Raw genomic sequence first — 17,609 nt, forward strand, 5'->3', positions numbered from 1 at the left:
CAAAATTTGCAGAAAGCGCCGCGGCCTGACGTTGTTCAGGCCGCGGCTGCGTCTCCGGTGATCTGATCGGCGATGGCCCGCAGGGCCTCCAGATCGGACACGTCGAACGGCAGCGACGGCACCCCGACGATCGCGACGTGCGGGTTGGCGCCGGTGAAGCGTGACAGCAGCCGGACCTCCCGCTTCGCGGTCGAGGCGCGGTCGGCGTGCACCCGCAGGACCGCGGCCGCCAGCGAGTCGGGATCCGACTTCTCCAGTTCCTCGGCAGCCTCGGTCGCCTTGTCGGCGTGCAGATCGCACAGCGTCGGGTGCGTCCGGTTGAGGATCAGTCCGGCCAGCGGCATCCGCTCGCTCGAGAGCCGGTCCACGAAGAACGACGCCTCACGCAGGGCATCCGGTTCGGCCGCCGACACGACGACGAACTGCGTGCCCCGGCGCTTGAGCAATTCATAGGTGCGGTCGGCCTTCTCGCGGAACCCGCCGAACGTGGCGTCCAGCGACTGCACGAAACCCGCTGCGTCCGAGAGCATCTGCGAACCCAGGATCGTCGACATGCCCTTCATCGCCAGCCCCACCGCGCCGGTGACCAGCCGGCCGATGCCGCGACCGGGAGCCAGCAGCAGCCGCCAGAGCCTGCTGTCCATGAAGCTGCCCAGCCGTTTCGGCGCGTCGAGGAAATCCAGTGCGTTGCGCGACGGCGGGGTGTCCACCACGATCAGATCCCACTTGTCCTCTGCCAGAAGCTGTCCCAGCTTCTCCATGGCCATGTACTCCTGCGTGCCCGCCAGGGAGGTGGCCACCGTCTGATAGAACTGGTTGTCCAGGATCGCGTCGGCGCGATCGGCGCCCGAGTACTGCACCACCATCTCGTCGAACGTCCGCCGCATGTCGAGCATCATCGCGTGCAGCTCACCGGGCACCTCGGGCGCGAGCGGAACCCGCTGCGGGGTGTTGCCCAGATCCTTGATGCCCAGCGCCTGGGCCAGCCGCTTGGCCGGATCGATGGTCAACACCACGACGGTGCGTCCGTACTCCGCGGCGCGCAGCGCCATGGCCGCGGCCGTCGTGGTCTTGCCGACGCCGCCCGCGCCACAGCACACCACCACGCGGTTGGCGGTGTCGTGCAGGATCGAGGCCAAGTCCAGGGCCGCTGGGGTGGTGCTCATCGGTTGCCTCCCGTCACCGCACGCCCTGATGGGCGAGCGCTTCGGCCAGTTCGTACAGGCTGCCCAGGTCGACCCCGTCGGGCAGCGCAGGCAGTTCCAGACGCGGGATCTCCAGCTCCACGAGCTGCTCCGCGCTCTCGGCGCGGGCCGCGATGCGCGTCGCGTGCTCGATGGTCTCGGTCAGTAGTCCCGCGAAGTCGTTGTCGGACAACGTGATTCCAACGCTTCCCAGGTCCGACCGAATCGCGTCGGCGTCGATGCCGCCCTCGGCGGCCTTCGCGAGGTCGTCGGGCGGCAGGTACGCCGGGATGTTGCGGTTGATGATCACGCTGCCGATCGGCAGCTCCATCCCCCGCAGTTCGGTGATCGCCTCCAGGGTCTCCTGAACCGGCAACGCCTCCAGCAGAGTGACGAGGTGGATGGCGGTGAGCTCCGAATGCAGCAGCCGCACCACCCCCTCGGCCTGCGAGTGCACCGGCCCGCCCTTGGCCAGATCCGACACCGCCTTGGTGACGTCGAGGAACCTCGCGATGCGCCCGGTGGGCGGGGAGTCGACCACGATCGAGTCGTAGTAGCCGTATTTGCCCTTCGCCTCTTTCGGGGTGCGGGTCACGACCTCTTTGATCTTGCCGGTGAGCAGCACGTCGCGCAGACCGGGAGCGATCGTCGTGGCGAACTCGACGGCCCCGATGCGGCGCATGGCGCGCCCGGCCAGCCCGAGGTTGTAGAACATGTCGAGGTACTCGAGGAACGCCGCCTCGGTGTCGACGGCCAGCGCGTTGACCTGCCCGCCACCCTCGGCGGTGGCGATCTTCACCTCTTCATATGGCAGCGGGGGTACGTCGAACAGCTGCGCAATTCCTTGCCGGCCTTCGACTTCCACCAGCAGCACCTTGCGGCCACCGGCTGCCAGCGCCAGCGCCAGCGCCGCCGCGATGGTCGACTTGCCGGTGCCGCCCTTGCCGGTGACGAAATGCAGCCGAGCCTCGGTCAGGCGCGCCGGCCAGCCGACCGGCTTGGAACCATGCGGTGTCACCTCAGGTGTGGTTGCCACCACTGCATGCTAGCCATAGGGGATCGGGCGCCGGATAAGCTCAGCCGCATGAGCGAACCGACCCGCTGGGAGTACGCCACCGTTCCGCTGCTGACGCACGCGACCAAACAGATCCTCGACCAGTGGGGCGAGGACGGCTGGGAGCTGGTCTCGGTGCTGCCCGGCCCGACCGGCGAGCAGCACGTCGCCTACCTGAAGCGACCCAAATGAGCTCGACCTGGTCCGCCCGGCTGGATGAGCTGGGGATCGCGCTGCCCGAGGTCGTCGCCCCGCTGGCGGCCTACGTGCCCGCGGTGCGGACCGGGAACCTCGTCTACACCGCAGGTCAGCTGCCCATCAGCGGCGGGGAACTGGCCGAGGTGGGCAAGGTCGGCGCGGAGGTGTCGGTCGAGGACGCAGCGCACCTGGCCCGTCGGTGCGCGCTGAACGCACTGGCCGCGATCGACGCGCTGGTCGGCATCGACGCGGTGGTCCGCGTGGTCAAGGTCGTCGGCTTCGTCGCGTCCGCGCCCGGCTTCGGTGGTCAGCCCGTCGTGATCAACGGGGCGTCAGAACTGTTCGGCGAGATCTTCGGCGAGGCAGGGGCCCACGCCCGCTCGGCGGTCGGGGTGTCGGAGTTGCCGCGCAACGCGCCGGTGGAAGTGGAAGTGATCGTCGAGGTCGCCGGAGGCGACGATCAGGCAGAGGTCGCCGGAGGCGACGATCAGGCAGAGGTCGCCGGAGGCGACGATCAGGCAGACGCCGACTAGGTGGAGCACCCCGCCTACGGATTGCTGCGGCCGGTGACCGACACCGCGTCGGTGCTGCTGTGCGACAACCCGGGGCGGATGACGCTCGACGGCACCAACACGTGGGTGCTGCGCGGGCCCGGCAGCACCGAGATGGTGGTCGTCGACCCCGGGCCCGACGACCGTGACGAGCACATCGAGCGGCTCGCCGCACTCGGCCCGATTCCCCTGGTGCTGATCAGTCACCGGCACGGCGACCACACCGGCGGCATCGACCGCATCGTGGAGCTGACCGACGCCGTGGTCCGCTCGGTGGGCAGCGGTTTCCTGCGTGGTCTCGGCGGACCGCTGACCGACGGTGAGGTGATCGACGCGGCCGGGCTGCGGATCACCGTGATGGCCACTCCCGGGCACACCGCCGATTCGCTGTCGTTCCTGCTCGACGATGCCGTGCTGACCGCGGACACCGTGCTGGGCCGCGGCACCACCGTCATCGACACCGAAGACGGCGACCTCGGGGACTACCTGGACTCGCTGCGGCGCCTGCACGGCCTCGGCCACCGCAGGGTGCTGCCGGGGCACGGACCCGATCTAGAGGACATGGCCGCCGTCACCGACATCTACCTCGCGCACCGCGAGGAGCGGCTCGACCAGATCCGCGGTGCGTTGCGCGACCTCGGGGACGACGCCACCGCCCGCGCGGTGGTCGAGCACGTCTACACCGACGTCGACGAGAGCCTCTGGGACGTCGCCGAGTGGAGCGTGCAGGCGCAGCTGAACTATCTGCGCCGCTGACTCACCCCGCCGAAACCGACGTTTGGGCGCGAAAACGGCCGGATTTCACGCCCAAACCGACGTTTGGGCGAAAGGGGTCAGCGCGCTCGGCGCGCCAGCCGCTCGGAGTCGCTGATCAGCACGCTCTTGCCCTCGAGCCGGATCCAGCCGCGATGGGCGAAGTCGGCCAGCGCCTTGTTCACGGTCTCGCGGGAGGCGCCGACGAGCTGGGCGATCTCCTCCTGCGTCAGGTCGTGGGTGACGCGCAACGCGCCGCCCTCCTGTGTCCCGAAGCGCTGGGCGAGCTGCAGCAGCTGCTTGGCCACCCGGCCGGGCACGTCGGTGAAGATCAGGTCGGCGAGATTGTTGTTGGTGCGGCGCAGCCGGCGGGCCAGCACCCGCAGCAACTGCTCGGCGATCTCGGGCCGGTCGGCGATCCAGGCCCGCAGCGCCTCGCGGTCCATCGAGACGGCCCGCACCTCGGTGATGGTGGTGGCGCTCGACGTGCGGGGACCCGGATCGAAGATCGACAGCTCGCCGAACATGTCCGACGGGCCCATGATCGTCAGCAAGTTCTCGCGGCCGTCCGGCGAGCGGCGTCCGATCTTCACCTTGCCCGAGATGATGATGTAGAGCCGGTCCCCGGGCTCCCCCTCAGCGAACACGGTGTGTCCGCGGGGGAAGTCGACAGGCTGCAGCTGCTTGGTCAGCGCGGAAACGGCGCTGGGTTCGACCCCCTGGAAGATTCCGGCCCTGGCCAGGATCTCGTCCACGTTGCCCCTCTTTGGAGATGTTGGTGGTCAGACATGCGCACGCTGACCCGCGATGAATCGTCAGATCAGTCTAGAGGCATGGCTTCCCATGACCAGCTCACGCTACACAGGATTGGCATGTGGGGTCTGCTGAAACCCCGTATTGACGCGCTGTGGAAAGGACCGGACCGTCGGCAAACCCGCCGGCGCCGCGCTGCGCCCGGCGACCGCGACGGCCGCCTCCCGCTCACCGCGGCGGCGATGCTGATCGTGGATGGCCGTGCCGAGGCCGTCGCGCACCAGGACGTCGACGTCACTGGCCTCGGCCTGATCCAGGAATTGGGCGACCTCGTCCGCCGAGATCGTCTCGCGGCGCAGCCCGGCCTCCACCCGCTCCAGACCAAACGTCGCCAGCATCAACAACCCGGGTATCAGCGCGACGAGCAACCACGACACAAGTCGGAAGTAAACACGGCCAAGGTCTCGGCGGGATCACGAAAAGCCCTCGTTAAGGACCGATCCGCGGACCGGCGCGTCGTCGCTGTGTCCGGGGTGCTCAGTACGCTGGCCTGGTGACCGTGACGCAGCGGAACAGCAAATGGGACAAAGAGACTCACCTGGGTCTCGTCCGGCGCGCCCGCAGAATGAATCGCACTCTGGCCCAAGCATTTCCGCATGTGTACTGCGAGCTGGACTTCACCAACCCGCTCGAGCTGACGGTGGCCACGATTCTTTCCGCCCAGAGCACCGACAAACGCGTCAACCTGACCACCCCTGCGCTGTTCGTCAAATACCGCACCGCCGCCGACTACGCAGGGGCCGACCGGGCGGAACTCGAGGAGCTCATCCGGCCCACCGGGTTCTTCCGGAACAAGGCCAACTCGCTGATCCGGCTGGGTCAGGAACTCGTCGAGCGGTTCGACGGGCAGGTGCCGGCCACGCTCGACGAGCTGGTGACGCTGCCGGGGGTGGGCCGCAAGACCGCCAATGTCATCCTCGGCAACGCGTTCGACATCCCCGGCATCACGGTGGACACCCATTTCGGCAGGCTGGTCCGCCGGTGGCGCTGGACCGCCGAGGAGGATCCGGTCAAGGTCGAACATGCGATCGGTGCGCTGATCGAGCGCAGCGAGTGGACGCTGCTCAGCCACCGGGTGATCTTCCACGGGCGCCGGGTGTGCCACGCCCGCAAGCCGGCCTGCGGTGTCTGCGTGCTCGCCAAGGACTGCCCGTCGTTCGGGACCGGGCCCACCGATCCGCTGGTGGCGGCCCCGCTGGTCAAAGGTCCGGAAACCGAGCACCTGCTGGCGCTCGCCGGGCTGTAGGGCGCCGATGAGCGCATCGGCACGCTGGAGCATCGTGGCGCTGATCGTCCTCATCGCGGTCGGGATGGCCCTGTTCGCCGAACTGGGCGCCGACGACGCCGGCCCCGCCACGCCGGGGACGGTGTCCGCGCGCGACAAGCGCGACGCCGACACAGACGCCGCGCTCGGCCCCCCGCGGGCCCGGGCCGACCTCGCGCCGTGCCCGTCGCCGGGCACCGGGCCCGGTCCTGAGGTGCTGCGCGGCATCGTCGTCGAGTGCGCCGGCGACGGGACGCCCGTCGACGTGGCCGACGCCGTCGCGGGACGGCCGACGGTGCTGAACCTGTGGGCGTACTGGTGTGGTCCGTGCGCCGACGAGCTGCCTGCCATGGCCGAATATCAGCGCCGCGCCGGTCCCGAGGTCACCGTGCTCACCGTGCACCAGGACGAGAACGAGACCGCGGCGTTGCTCCGGCTCGCCGAACTCGGGGTGCATTTGCCGACGCTGCAGGACGGACGCCGCCGCATCGCCGCTGCGCTGCAGGTCCCCAACGTGATGCCGGCGACAGTGGTGCTGCGCGCGGACGGTAGCGTGGCCGAGATCCTGCCCCGGTCCTTTGCGACCGCCGACGAGATCGCCGCCGCGGTCGACCCGAAGATTGGAGTGAGGTGAGCTGGGACAGCAGGGACGGTGAGTTGACGCCCGACGCCGCGCCGCCCTGGCTCACACCGCTGGTCAGCCGGCCCGACGCGGTCAAGAACGCCTACCGCCGCCGGGTGCCCGCCGAGGTGCTCGCCGCGCTCACCGCCGCCAACGCGACCGCGGCCGTCACCGGATCCCGCCGCGACGCGGCCGTGCTGGTGCTGTTCTCCGGACCAGAGGACGGAACCCCCGGCGTCCTGCCCGCCGACGCCGACCTGCTCGTCACCGTTCGCGCGTCCACGCTGCGCCACCACGCAGGCCAGGCCGCGTTTCCCGGCGGCGCGGCCGACCCCTGTGACCAGAGCCCGGTGCACACCGCGCTGCGGGAGGCGACGGAGGAGACGGGGCTCGCAGCAGGCCGGCTGCGCCCGCTGGCCACGCTGGAGAAGATGTTCATCCCGCCGTCGGGGTTCCACGTCGTGCCGGTGCTCGCCCACTCCACCGATCCCGGCCCGGTCGCGGTCGTCGACGAATCCGAGACCGCGCTCGTCGCACGGGTCCCGGTGCGCGCCTTCGTCAACCCGGCCAACCGGATCATGGTGTACCGCAAGGAGAACACCCGGCGCACCGCCGGGCCCGCGTTCCTTCTCAACCAGATGGTGGTGTGGGGCTTCACCGGTCAGGTGATCGCGGCGATGCTCGACGTCGCGGGCTGGGCGGTGCCGTGGGACACCGACGCCGTGTACGAACTCGGCGATGCAATGGCGCGACTGGACGCCGAGGACAGCTACGGTGAGGTCCAACGATGACATCGTCACAGTGGCTGGACATAGCCGTACTCGCCGTAGCGCTCATCGCCGCCATCTCGGGCTGGCGATCCGGGGCGCCCGGTTCTGTGCTGGCACTGGTCGGTGTGGTGCTGGGCGCGGTCGCCGGCGTGCTGTTGGCTCCGCACGTGGTCAACCACATCGACGGGCCGCGAACCAAGCTGTTCGTCACGCTTTTCCTGATCCTCGCGCTCGTGGTGATCGGCGAGATAGCCGGAGTCGTGCTCGGCCGCGCCGTGCGCGGGGCGATCCGCAACCCGACGCTGCGCGTCGTCGACTCGGTGGTCGGCGTCGCAGTGCAGTTGGTGCTCGTCCTGACGGCGGCCTGGCTGCTGGGTACCGCGCTTGTCTCGTCGCCGCAGCCCAATCTCGCTGCCGCGGTGCAGGGTTCCAAGGTGATCGCCGAGGTCGACTCGGTGGCGCCGAACTGGCTGCGGAGCGTGCCGGGCCGGTTGTCCGGGCTGTGGGACACCTCCGGGCTGCACGACGTGCTCAAGGACTTCGGGCCGACCCCGGTCGCGGCGGTCGACGCCCCGGACGCGTCGTTGGCGACGTCGGCGGTGGTGGGCGCCACGCGTTCGAGCGTGGTCAAGGTGCGCGGGGTCGCGCAGAGCTGCCAGAAGGTGCTGGAGGGCAGCGGTTTCGTCGTCGCCCCCAACCGGGTGATGTCCAACGCGCACGTGGTCGCCGGCTCGGAGAGCGTCACCGTCGAGGTCGATGGGCAGACCTACGACGCCGGGGTGGTGTCCTACGACCCCAACGCCGACATCTCGATCCTCGACGTGCCCAACCTGCCGTCGGCGCCCCTGCAGTTCGCCGACGCCCAGGCGCCCACCGGCACCGACGGCATCGTCATGGGCTATCCCGGCGGGGGTGATTTCACCGCGACGCCCGCACGTGTGCGGGAGGTGATCGAGCTCAACGGCCCCGACATCTACCGCAGCACCACGGTGACGCGCGAGGTGTACACGATCCGGGGCACGGTGAAGCAGGGCAATTCAGGCGGGCCGATGGTCAACCGCTCCGGCAAGGTGCTCGGGGTGGTGTTCGGCGCGGCGGTCGACGACGTCGACACCGGGTTCGTGCTCACCGCCGAGGAAGTGTCACGGCAGATGGCCAAGGTCGGCAACATCGAGCGGGTGCCGACGGGGACCTGCATCAGCGGTTAACGGTAGACCTGTCCCAGGAACCGGGCGAGCTGCTCGTTGACCGCCGCCGGCGCCTCCTCGTGGCCGAAATGCCCTGCGCCTGCAACGGATACGAAGCGGCCGTGCGGCGCATAGCGCTGGGTCCGGTACACCGGGTCGGCCAGCACATAGGGGTCGGCATCACCGCGCAGGTGCAGTACCGGCACCGAGATCGGCCGCTTCATCGAGCGCATGAAGCGCCGCCCCTCGCCGCGCAGCTGGCTGCGCACCGCCCAGCGCTGGTACTCCAGAGCCGAGTGCGCCGCGGACGGGATCTGGATGGCACGCCGCATGTGCGCCATCGTCTCCGAAAAGTCCTCTGTCGCCTGCCATTTCGCGCTTGACCGGCTGCGGACGATCCGCTCCAGCTCGGCTGCGTCGTGGCGGGTGAGCGCGCGCTCGGGCCACGTGGGCATCTGATAGCGCAGCATCCACGGCAGCAGCGCGCGACCCTGATCGCGTCGCCTCAGCGCCGACGCCCGCAACGCGGCCGGATGTGGGGAACTGACCGCGGCGATCGCGGTGACCACCCTCGGGTGCAGCACCGCGGTCGCCCAGCAGACCAGCCCGCCGTCGGCGTGACCGACCAGCGTCGCGGAGCTGTGGCCCAGCGCCCGCACCAGCCCTGCCGTGTCACCGGCGAGCGTCCAGCCGTCGTAGCCCCGCGGAGGTTTGTCGCTGCCGCCGTAGCCGCGCAGATCCACCGCGACGACGCGCGCCCCGGACAGCCCGCGCAGCTGATGGCGCCACGACCACCAGAACGAGCCGAACCCGTGCAGCAGGATGACCAGCGGCCGGTCCGTCAGCGGCCGTGACTGGTCGTCAGCGCGCGCCTCCAGGTCGGCTTCGACGACGTGGAAGCGAATCCCGTTGGCGTGCACATCGAGATGACGCCACGCTCCGTCGATGCGCACCACCGACGGATCGGGTTTGCCCATTACCAGCCGGAGGGATCGGCGGGCGCCGCCTGCTTACCGTCCGTCGTCGCGACAGCCTTCTTCTCCGCCCCCGACGTGAACGCCTCGGGGATCTCCTTGACCGACTCGATCGTCTTCTGCGGTCCGCGGATCCTGCGCACCTTCAAATAACCCAGCAGGGCCAGCGCCGCGGTCACCACCACCATGATCCCGAAGACGATGAGGAACGCCGCCCAGCGCCACAACCAGTTGTCGAGCAACTCGGCGAGGAAGAAGAAGAAGAAGAACGTCGAGTAGAACAGCACCACCAGCGCCAGGATGAAGAAGACGCTTCCGGTGAGGCCCTTCTTGACGTCACGGGTGATCTCGGCCTTGGCCAGTTCGACCTCGGCGCGGACCAGAGTCGACACCTGAGCGGTCGCGTCCTTGACCAGATCGCCGATGGACGGATCGGGCTTGGGCGCATGCGGGTCCACCAGCGGTATCGATGTCACCGTGGCCGGCGCGCCGTTTCTGCGATCGCTCACAAGAGCTTCCCTTCCCGCATGTGTTCTGGTCGCGGCTTATGTTGCCACGTGGCGGAGAACGAAACGATTCCGCGGTGACGTTAGACTGCCTTGATTCCTTCCATGGCGGGTCGGGCCACGTCGATTGGGGTGAGCAGGTGAGAACCAGCGACCAGCCTGGTGTCCGCATCATGAGTTCTCGCGCGATCGTCTCGGTGCTGCTGGCGATGATGCTGCTCGGCGGCGGGGTGGCCCACGCCGCCACGCCGGTACCGCTCGGCGGCGGTTCCGGCCTGGTGGTCAACGGCGACACGCTGTGCACGCTCACCGCGATCGGTAACGACAACCGCGGCAATCTGATCGGGTTCACCTCGGCGCACTGCGGCGGCCCGGGCGCCGTCGTGGCGGCCGAAGCCGACCAGCCCGCCGGCATCGTCGGGACGATGGTGGCCGGTAACGACGTGCTGGACTACGCGGTGATCCAGTTCGACCGGCAGAAGGTCCGGCCGGTCAGCGAGGTCAACGGGTTCCGTATCGACGGGCTGGGGCCCGACCCGGTGTTCGGCGAGGTGGCCTGCAAACTCGGCCGCACCACGGGCTACTCGTGCGGGGTGACGTGGGGTCCCGGCGAACAGCCCGGCACGATCGTCAATCAGGTGTGCGGCCAGCCGGGGGACTCCGGAGCGCCCGTGACCGTCGACAACAAGCTCGTCGGCATGATCCACGGAGCCTTCTCCGAGGAGCTGCCGACGTGCGTGATCAAGTTCATCCCGCTGCACACCCCGGCCGTGACGATGTCGATCAACACCCAGCTCGCCGACATCACGGCCAAGAACCGGCCCGGGACGGGCTTCGTCCCGGTGGCCTGATTCTCCTCGCGCAAGCGCTCGTCGGTGGCCTGAGCGGCTACTTGCTCGCGCGGATCGCCTCGAACACGCTCGGATCCAACAGGGTCGAGGTGTCCCCGAGCTCGCGGCCCTCGGCGACGTCACGCAGCAGACGACGCATGATCTTGCCGCTGCGCGTCTTCGGCAGCTCGGGCACGACATGGATCTCGCGAGGCTTGGCGATCGGGGAGATCTCGCGGGACACCTCGGCGCGCAGCTCGTCGACCATCTGCTCGCGGGGCGTGTCGGCATGGTGGGCCTTCAGGATGACGAACGCACAGATCGCCTGCCCTGTGTGGTCGTCGGTGGCGCCGACGACAGCGGCCTCGGCCACCCCGGAATGCCCGACGAGCGCGGACTCCACCTCGGCGGTCGAGATCCGGTGTCCGGACACGTTCATCACGTCGTCGATGCGGCCGAGCACCCAGATCTCGCCGTCCTTGCCGTACCGGGCGCCGTCCCCGGCGAAGTACCAGCCCTGCTCGGCGAACCGGGACCAGTACGTCTCCTTGAAGCGTTCCGGATCACCCCAGATACCGCGCAGCATCGCCGGCCACGGCTCGTCGAGAACCAGGTAACCACTGGCCTGCTCGCCGTGATCGGTGCCCGGCGCCAGCTCGTTGCCGTCGTCGTCGACGATCTTGGCCGAGATGCCCGGCAGCGCGCGCATCGCCGAACCCGGCTTGCAGTGCGTCACCCCCGGCAGCGGCGAGATCATGATCGCGCCGGTCTCGGTCTGCCACCAGGTGTCCACCACCGGCGTCTTGTCCCCGCCGAACACCAGGCGATACCAGCGCCACGCCTCGGGGTTGATGGGCTCACCGACCGAGCCGAGCAGCCGCAGGCTGGACAGGTCGTGTTCGAAGGCGAGCTCACGGCCCCACTTCATGAAGGTGCGCACCACCGTCGGCGCCGTGTAGTAGACGGTGACGCCGTACTTCTCGATGACCTGGAAGTGCCGGTGTTCGTCGGGGGAGGCGGGGGTGCCCTCGTAGACGACCTGGGTGAGGCCGTTGGACAGCGGCCCGTACACGATGTAGGTGTGCCCGGTCACCCAGCCGATGTCGGCGGTGCACCAGTAGACGTCGGACTCGGGCTTGATGTCGAACACGTAGTGGTGCGTGTAGGACGCCTGGGTGAGGTAGCCGCCCGAGGTGTGCATGATGCCCTTGGGCTTGCCGGTGGTGCCCGAGGTGTACAGCAGGAACAGCGGCTGCTCGGAATCGAACGCCTCGGGGGTGTGCTCGGTGGACGCGTTGGGCACCGTCTCGTGCCACCACAGGTCGCGGTCCTCGGCCCAGGGCACGTCGATGCCGGTGCGCTGCACCACCAGCACGTGCTCGACGGGGCTGCTGTCGCCGAGGGCCTCGATCGCCTCGTCCACACCGGCCTTCAGCGGGGCGGCCTTGCCGCGGCGGAACTGGCCGTCGGTCGTGATCACCAGCTTGGCTTCGGCGTCCTCGATGCGGGCCTTGAGCGCCGAGGCGGAGAACCCGGCGAACACCACCGAGTGCATGGCGCCCAGCCGGGCGCAGGCCAGCATCGCGATGATCGCCTCGGGGACCATCGGCATGTAGATGGCCACCCGGTCACCGGCGGTCAGCCCGAGCTCGGTCAGCGTGTTGGCGGCTTGGCACACCTCGTCCTTGAGCTGGGCATAGGTGATGTCGCGCGCGTCGCCGACCGGCTCACCCTCCCAGTGGATGGCCACGCGGTCGCCGTTACCTGCCTCGACGTGGCGGTCCACGCAGTTGTAGGCGACATTGAGTTTGCCGCCGACGAACCACTTCGCGAACGGGGCATCCGACCAGTCGAGCACCTCGGTGAACGGGGTGTCCCAGGCCAGCCGTTCGGCCTGCCTGGCCCAGAAGCCCAGCCGGTCTTTCGCGGCCTCCTCGTAGAGCGCCTCGGTGGCGTTGGCCTGGGCGCTGAACTCAGGGGCCGGCGGGTAGGAAGCCTGAACGTCAACATGCGTCTCGGTCATGACTGTGAGGGTAGTCACCCAACGTTGCATCGACGTTGGCAACTCACACGCGCCGCTGCGGGCGGCAGTTGACGCGCGCCGAACGTCGCGGCCGGCGCGCCCATCGGTACCTTCCCCGTCCACTACCGTGTGCGGGCGTGACCGATCCGCTCGCCCCGCTGACCACTCTGCCCGGCGTCGCCGAGGCGGGTGAAGAGGCCCGCGAGGCGCTCGGCCGGGCCCATCGGCACCGCACGAACCTGCGCGGCTGGCCGGCGACGGCCGCCGAAGCCGCCCTGCGGGCCGCGCGGGCATCGTCGGTGCTCGACGGCGGACCGTTGCAGTTCGCGCCGGAAGGCGCGCTCGCTTCGGAGGGCAGCGACAACGACCCCGTACTCGCGGGCGCCCTCCGGGTGGCCGAGGCGCTGGAGGGCGGCCAGGGCGCGTTGATCGGTGTGTGGCGACGCGCACCACTGCAGGCCATCGCCCGGCTGCACTCCCTGGCCGCCGCCGACCTCGTCACCGACGACGCGCTGGGCAGGCCTCGCGGCGACGCTGACATCGGGCGCCGGCTGGAACTGCTGGCCGACCTCGTGACCGGCGGTACGCGCGTGCCCGCCACGGTGCTGGCGGCGGTCGCACACGGCGAACTCCTGACACTCGCGCCGTTCGGCAGCGCCGACGGCGTCGTGGCGCGCGGAGTGTCGCGGTTGATCACCATCGCCAGCGGACTCGATCCGCACGGGCTCGGCGTCCCCGAGATGCACTGGATGCGACGCTCGGGCGACTACGCCGCGGCGGCACGGGGATTCGCGTCGGGCACTCCGGAGGGGCTGGCGGCGTGGCTGGTGCTCAGCAGCGAGGCGCTGCATGCCGGAGCCCGCGAGGCGCTCGCGATCGCCGCGGCGCAGACCTCCTGATCGGCGGATCGACAGACCCCTGCAGCAAAGAAAACGGGCGGCGTCCGAAGTAATTCGAAAAGTACTTCGGCGCGCCGCCCGCGAGCACGAGCCTCCGGTTACCATGCGTGCGTATGGGGTTGCGTGGGTGGCCTCGGCGTCCGTGCGATCCGCTTCGACTGCGACCCCACCCAAAGGGTCGTCGAGGTCGTCCGATCTTCACACTTACGCAGGCCCGCAACACTTTTGCCTGTTCCGCGGCATGTGCGCCGCGTGGGTTCCGGGACTCGTGCTGGGGAGCCGAGGTCGGGAGGTCGAACCTTCTCTTCCGGCTCGGCCTTGGCCTCACCCGGCTTCCGTGGTTCCTTTGTACTCCGTGACCACGGTCACATCAAGGGCCAATCCCGTTTTGTGACCCGACACCCGTCAGCAACGGCCCGGCGGCCCGGGCTCAGAACGCGAACCGGCGCAGCAGCGTGTAGGTCAGCGCGCCGGCGGCCAAGGCGCTGAGCCCCACGGCGAAGCTGGTCGCGACGGCAGCGCCGGACGGCGCCGCGGGCAGACGGTCGCGCAGCGACACCGGCTTGGAGAACGATCGCATCTGCCATCCGCGAGCGGCCGCCTCCTTGCGCAGCGTCCGGTCGGGATTGACCACCGTGGGATGGCCGACGGTCTCGAGCATCGGCACGTCGGTGATCGAGTCGGAGTAGGCGTAGCAGTGCTCCAGCGCATAACCCTCGCGGGCGGCCAACGCCCGGATCGCCTCCGCCTTGGCGTCGCCGTAGCAGTAGAACGCGATGTCGCCGGTGTACTTGCCGTCCTCGACGACCATCCGGGTGGCCATCGCGTGGGTGGCGCCCAGCGCGCGGGCGATCGGCCCGACGATCTCCTCGCCGGAGGCCGACACGATCACCACGTCGCGGCCGCACAGCTTGTGATCGGAGATCAGCTCCGCTGCTTCGGCAAACACGAGCGGGTCGACGATGTCGTGCAGCGTCTCGCTGACCGCCGACTTGACCTGTTCGACGTCCCAGCCGGCGCACATCGTCGTGATGTAGGACCGCATCCGGTCCATCTGATCGTGGTCGGCGCCGGACATGAGAAAGAGGAATTGCGCGTAAGCAGACTTCAGAACCGTCCGGCGATTCATTAGCCCTTGACTGAAGAAGGGTTTGCTGAAAGCGAAAGTGCTCGACTTCGCGATGACGGTTTTGTCGAGATCGAAGAACGCTGCGGTGCGGACCGGGCGCTCGGCGGAGGACGGACCATCAGCTGCTCGGAAGCTCGTCACCGGGTCGGATGAGGTCACAGCGTCAGCATAGAGCGCGCCCGAGTGACAAATCGGGGCAGATCGTACAAATTGGCAGTTCACGACACGTGGCTAGAACTGCAATCTTTTCTGGATTCGACCGACTTCTCTGCGTTGCGGTCTTGCGCCGGCCCGCTCGGGCGTGTGTATAGTGGGCATCACTCGGCTTATGCCGGGTGTGCATCAGCCCGACCCCCCGGGGCTGATACACGACGACCTCCGCCTCCTCCCCCCCTGGCGGGGGTCGTCCCTTTTCTGGGGTCATTCGTAAAGCGGATAGATCTGCTTCTCAGTAGATGGTTGCGGAACGCTGTTTTCGGCGAAGTCGACCCGCGTCTTGTGGATAAGTCCCGATCGCTCCACAGATCGTCCGACGGCCCTTCCCCACCCGAGGCTCTGCGCCCACGCTGAGAAGCATGTCGACCCCCGCCGCCATCCTGATCCTCGTCGAGGACGCCACGCTCACCATGACGGTGGACCGCGTGGTGGCTGCTGCGGGACTGCAGGTGGTCCGAGCTGCCGACACGTCGAACCGGCGTGCGTGGACGGGCGCCGCGGCGGTGCTGCTCGACGCGGCGGCTGCCCGCCGGTGCGCCGGGCAGGGGCTGCCGCGCCGGGCCCGCGTGCTGCTGGTCACCGGTTCTGCGCCGGAGCCGGCGGCGTGGGAGGCTGCCGTCACCGTCGGCGCCCAACGGGTGCTGACGGTTCCCGCCCAGGAGGCGGAGCTGATGGCCGTGCTCGCCGAGGCCGCCGAGGCCGCCCGCGACGGTGGCGCGCGCGGCGCGGTGGTGGCCGTGATGTCCGGCCGCGGCGGCGGTGGCGCATCGGTGTTCGCGGTGGCGCTCGCGCGGACGGCAGCCGAGGCTCTGCTCGTCGACGGCGATCCCTGGGGCGGCGGCCTGGATCTGGTGCTCGGCAGCGAGACCGAACAGGGGTTGCGATGGCCGGATCTCACCGTGGCAGGCGGACGGCTGACCTACCCGGCGCTGCGCGACGCGCTGCCGCGGCGGCACGGCGTCAGCGTGCTCTCCGGGAGTCGGGTGCTGTCCGGGGAGCGACCGTGCGACGACATCGACCCGCTGCCGCTCGACGCGGTGATCGACGCCGGCAGCCGGGGCGGTGTCACCGTGGTCTGCGACGTCGCCCGGCGGCCCGCGCCCGCCACCGACACGGCGTTGGCCGCGGCGGATCTGGTGGTGTTGGTCACACCGGCGGACGTCCGGTCCTGCGCCGCGGCGGCGGCGACCGGCCAGTGGGTCGCGAGCAGTAACCCCAACACCGGCGTCCTCGTCCGCGGGCCGGCTCCCGGCGGGCTGCGCCCGGTCGATGTCGCCCGGATCGTCGGCTTGCCGCTGCTCGCTTCCATGCGGCCGCAGCCGGGCATCGAGCAGCAGCTCGAGCGCGGCGGGCTGCGGATGCCCCGACGGTCACCGCTCGCGGTGGCGGCGCGCACGGTGCTCGCTGTGCTGCAGACCAAGCCGGCCGGCCACGACGCGGATGCCGCCGCGTGAACGCGCCGCTGCTGGACCGGGTGCGGGAGCGGCTGGCTGCCGATGGCGCGCCGCTGCGGCCCAGCGTCGTCGCCGCGGCGATCCGCGCGGAGTCCGGCGGGGTCCTCGGCGACACCGAAGTACTGACCAGCCTCCGCGAACTGCAGACCGAACTCGTCGGCGCAGGCATCCTCGAACCGCTGCTGTGCGCGCCGGGCACCACCGACGTGCTCGTCACCGCGCCCGACGCGGTCTGGGTCGACGACGGATCCGGTTTGCGACGCACCCCGATCTCGTTCGCTGACGAAGCGGCGGTCCGGCGCCTCGCGCAGCGGTTGGCGCTCGCTGCGGGGCGTCGCCTCGACGACGCGCAGCCCTGGGTCGACGGACATCTGAGCGGTCTGGGCCCGGCGGCGCCCGGCGCGCCGCTGAGTGTGCGGCTGCACGCGGTGCTGCCCCCGATCGCCGCGGCCGGCACGTGCCTGTCGCTGCGGGTCCTGCGCCCAGCCACCCAGGATCTCGACGCACTGGTCGAGGCGGGAGCGATCGACACCGACGCGGCCGCGCTGTTGCGCGGCGTCATCGCCGCCCGGCTGGCGTTCCTGGTCTCCGGCGGTACGGGCGCCGGGAAGACGACCCTACTCAGCGCGCTGCTCGGCGCCGTACCGGCAGATGAACGGATCGTGTGCGTCGAGGATGCCGCCGAACTGGCACCCCGCCATCCGCATGTGGTCAAGCTGGTCGCGCGCTGTCCGAACGTCGAAGGCGTCGGCGAGGTCACCGTCCGCGACCTGGTCCGGCAGGCACTGCGGATGCGGCCCGACCGGATCGTCGTCGGTGAGGTGCGCGGGGCCGAGGTCGTCGACCTGCTCACCGCCCTGAACACCGGTCACGACGGTGGCGCAGGCACCGTGCACGCCAACAACCCCGCCGAGGTGCCTGCACGCTTCGAGGCGCTCGCCGCGCTCGGCGGCCTGGACCGGGCCGCCCTCCACAGCCAACTCGGCGCGGCGATCCAGGTCGTGCTGCATGTGTCCCGCGACCGCGCCGGCCGGCGACGGCTGAGTGAGATCGGGATGTTCCGGCGCGGCGACGATGGTCGCGTGCAGGTGCTGCCGTGCTGGCACATGGATGCGGGCTTCGACCGCTGCGCCGACGACCTGCGCCGGCTCATCGGCACCCGGAGCCGACCGTGACGGCGGC

The 17,609-nt window shown here is 69.9% G+C and carries 18 protein-coding genes and 1 pseudogene; 11 read left to right on the forward strand and 8 right to left on the reverse strand.

All coding sequences use genetic code 11. From position 1 onward, the window contains the following. Positions 1-35: 35 nt before the first annotated feature. Together G6N45_RS07330 and G6N45_RS07335 are read right to left on the reverse strand one after the other, a co-directional pair. On the reverse strand, positions 36-1,166 hold the full coding sequence (locus tag G6N45_RS07330) for an ATPase BagB (RefSeq protein WP_163721229.1): 1,131 nt from the start codon (positions 1,164-1,166) through the stop codon (positions 36-38). Between the two features lie 13 nt (positions 1,167-1,179). Further along, positions 1,180-2,220: an ATPase BagA gene (locus G6N45_RS07335; protein WP_163721231.1), complete on the reverse strand. Its 1,041-nt coding sequence runs from the start codon at positions 2,218-2,220 to the stop codon at positions 1,180-1,182. Between the two features lie 48 nt (positions 2,221-2,268). Here G6N45_RS07335 and G6N45_RS07340 point away from each other — a divergent pair, with 48 nt between their 5' ends. The 3 genes and pseudogenes from G6N45_RS07340 (at position 2,269) to G6N45_RS07350 (ending at position 3,743) form a co-directional block, all read left to right on the forward strand. Then, positions 2,269-2,430, forward strand: coding sequence for a Sp36 family protein (locus G6N45_RS07340; protein ID WP_014817956.1), 162 nt, complete (start codon positions 2,269-2,271; stop codon positions 2,428-2,430). Continuing rightward, positions 2,427-2,885, forward strand: a pseudogene (locus G6N45_RS07345) (RidA family protein); the annotation flags it as partial. The gene G6N45_RS07340 and the pseudogene G6N45_RS07345, both read left to right, overlap by 4 nt. An 84-nt stretch (positions 2,886-2,969) precedes the next feature. Continuing rightward, positions 2,970-3,743: an MBL fold metallo-hydrolase gene (locus tag G6N45_RS07350; protein ID WP_163721232.1), complete on the forward strand. Its 774-nt coding sequence runs from the start codon at positions 2,970-2,972 to the stop codon at positions 3,741-3,743. Between the two features lie 77 nt (positions 3,744-3,820). On the opposite strand, the gene crp is transcribed toward G6N45_RS07350, so the two are convergent. After that, a complete protein-coding gene (crp, locus tag G6N45_RS07355) occupies positions 3,821-4,495 on the reverse strand; it encodes a cAMP-activated global transcriptional regulator CRP (protein ID WP_003931718.1) in 675 nt (224 codons plus the stop codon). A gap of 102 nt (positions 4,496-4,597) precedes the next feature. Continuing rightward, positions 4,598-4,930 (reverse strand): hypothetical protein, encoded by a 333-nt coding sequence (locus G6N45_RS07360; protein ID WP_163721235.1) that lies wholly within the window; start codon positions 4,928-4,930, stop codon positions 4,598-4,600. A gap of 113 nt (positions 4,931-5,043) precedes the next feature. Between G6N45_RS07360 and nth the strand changes: the two genes are divergently transcribed. From nth to marP, 4 genes are read left to right on the forward strand one after another with little or no spacing between them, the layout of a single operon-like run. Then, positions 5,044-5,799, forward strand: a complete 756-nt coding sequence (gene nth / locus G6N45_RS07365) for an endonuclease III (RefSeq protein WP_163728005.1) — start codon at positions 5,044-5,046, stop codon at positions 5,797-5,799. 7 nt (positions 5,800-5,806) lie between these two features. After that, positions 5,807-6,451, forward strand: a complete 645-nt coding sequence (locus G6N45_RS07370; RefSeq protein WP_163721237.1) for a TlpA disulfide reductase family protein — start codon at positions 5,807-5,809, stop codon at positions 6,449-6,451. Beyond that, positions 6,448-7,230 (forward strand): NUDIX hydrolase, encoded by a 783-nt coding sequence (locus G6N45_RS07375; RefSeq protein ID WP_163721239.1) that lies wholly within the window; start codon positions 6,448-6,450, stop codon positions 7,228-7,230. Before G6N45_RS07370 ends, G6N45_RS07375 begins: the two co-directional genes overlap by 4 nt. Continuing rightward, positions 7,227-8,417: an acid resistance serine protease MarP gene (gene marP / locus G6N45_RS07380; RefSeq protein ID WP_163721240.1), complete on the forward strand. Its 1,191-nt coding sequence runs from the start codon at positions 7,227-7,229 to the stop codon at positions 8,415-8,417. The genes G6N45_RS07375 and marP overlap by 4 nt, the downstream gene beginning before the upstream one ends. On the opposite strand, the gene G6N45_RS07385 is transcribed toward marP, so the two are convergent. Both G6N45_RS07385 and G6N45_RS07390 read right to left on the reverse strand, forming a co-directional pair. Next, positions 8,414-9,373, reverse strand: a complete 960-nt coding sequence (locus tag G6N45_RS07385) for an alpha/beta fold hydrolase (protein WP_163721242.1) — start codon at positions 9,371-9,373, stop codon at positions 8,414-8,416. The genes marP and G6N45_RS07385 overlap by 4 nt on opposite strands. Further along, complete coding sequence (locus G6N45_RS07390) at positions 9,373-9,879, reverse strand: phage holin family protein (RefSeq protein ID WP_163721244.1); 507 nt, start codon at positions 9,877-9,879, stop codon at positions 9,373-9,375. The genes G6N45_RS07385 and G6N45_RS07390 overlap by 1 nt, the downstream gene beginning before the upstream one ends. Positions 9,880-10,049: 170 nt before the next feature. Between G6N45_RS07390 and G6N45_RS07395 the strand changes: the two genes are divergently transcribed. Next, positions 10,050-10,727, forward strand: coding sequence for a S1 family peptidase (locus G6N45_RS07395; protein WP_163721246.1), 678 nt, complete (start codon positions 10,050-10,052; stop codon positions 10,725-10,727). 37 nt (positions 10,728-10,764) lie between these two features. On the opposite strand, the gene acs is transcribed toward G6N45_RS07395, so the two are convergent. Beyond that, positions 10,765-12,729, reverse strand: coding sequence for an acetate--CoA ligase (gene acs / locus G6N45_RS07400; protein WP_163721248.1), 1,965 nt, complete (start codon positions 12,727-12,729; stop codon positions 10,765-10,767). A 137-nt stretch (positions 12,730-12,866) separates the two neighbouring features. Here acs and G6N45_RS07405 point away from each other — a divergent pair, with 137 nt between their 5' ends. Next, on the forward strand, positions 12,867-13,628 hold the full coding sequence (locus tag G6N45_RS07405) for an oxidoreductase (protein WP_163721250.1): 762 nt from the start codon (positions 12,867-12,869) through the stop codon (positions 13,626-13,628). Between the two features lie 430 nt (positions 13,629-14,058). Here G6N45_RS07405 and G6N45_RS07410 read toward each other — a convergent pair whose 3' ends face one another. After that, positions 14,059-14,916: an HAD-IB family hydrolase gene (locus G6N45_RS07410; RefSeq protein WP_197746871.1), complete on the reverse strand. Its 858-nt coding sequence runs from the start codon at positions 14,914-14,916 to the stop codon at positions 14,059-14,061. 416 nt (positions 14,917-15,332) lie between these two features. On the opposite strand from G6N45_RS07410, the gene ssd reads away from it, so the two are divergent. After that, positions 15,333-16,427: a septum site-determining protein Ssd gene (ssd, locus tag G6N45_RS07415; RefSeq protein WP_163721254.1), complete on the forward strand. Its 1,095-nt coding sequence runs from the start codon at positions 15,333-15,335 to the stop codon at positions 16,425-16,427. Further along, a complete protein-coding gene (locus tag G6N45_RS07420; protein ID WP_163721256.1) occupies positions 16,424-17,602 on the forward strand; it encodes a TadA family conjugal transfer-associated ATPase in 1,179 nt (392 codons plus the stop codon). The genes ssd and G6N45_RS07420 overlap by 4 nt, the downstream gene beginning before the upstream one ends. Positions 17,603-17,609: the final 7 nt, after the last annotated feature.

It is taken from the genome of Mycolicibacterium psychrotolerans (assembly GCF_010729305.1).
Taxonomy (GTDB): domain Bacteria; phylum Actinomycetota; class Actinomycetes; order Mycobacteriales; family Mycobacteriaceae; genus Mycobacterium; species Mycobacterium psychrotolerans.

Bases quoted from the DNA above. Each gene is read 5' to 3' on its own strand.
- ssd (WP_163721254.1), top strand. From the start codon at position 15,333: ATGTCGACCCCCGCCGCCATCCTGATCCTCGTCGAGGACGCCACGCTC.
- G6N45_RS07340 (WP_014817956.1), top strand. From the start codon at position 2,269: ATGAGCGAACCGACCCGCTGGGAGTACGCCACCGTTCCGCTGCTGACG.
- G6N45_RS07385 (WP_163721242.1), bottom strand. From the start codon at position 9,373: ATGGGCAAACCCGATCCGTCGGTGGTGCGCATCGACGGAGCGTGGCGT.
- G6N45_RS07395 (WP_163721246.1), top strand. From the start codon at position 10,050: ATGAGTTCTCGCGCGATCGTCTCGGTGCTGCTGGCGATGATGCTGCTC.
- G6N45_RS07370 (WP_163721237.1), top strand. From the start codon at position 5,807: ATGAGCGCATCGGCACGCTGGAGCATCGTGGCGCTGATCGTCCTCATC.
- acs (WP_163721248.1), bottom strand. From the start codon at position 12,729: ATGACCGAGACGCATGTTGACGTTCAGGCTTCCTACCCGCCGGCCCCT.
- G6N45_RS07330 (WP_163721229.1), bottom strand. From the start codon at position 1,166: ATGAGCACCACCCCAGCGGCCCTGGACTTGGCCTCGATCCTGCACGAC.
- marP (WP_163721240.1), top strand. From the start codon at position 7,227: ATGACATCGTCACAGTGGCTGGACATAGCCGTACTCGCCGTAGCGCTC.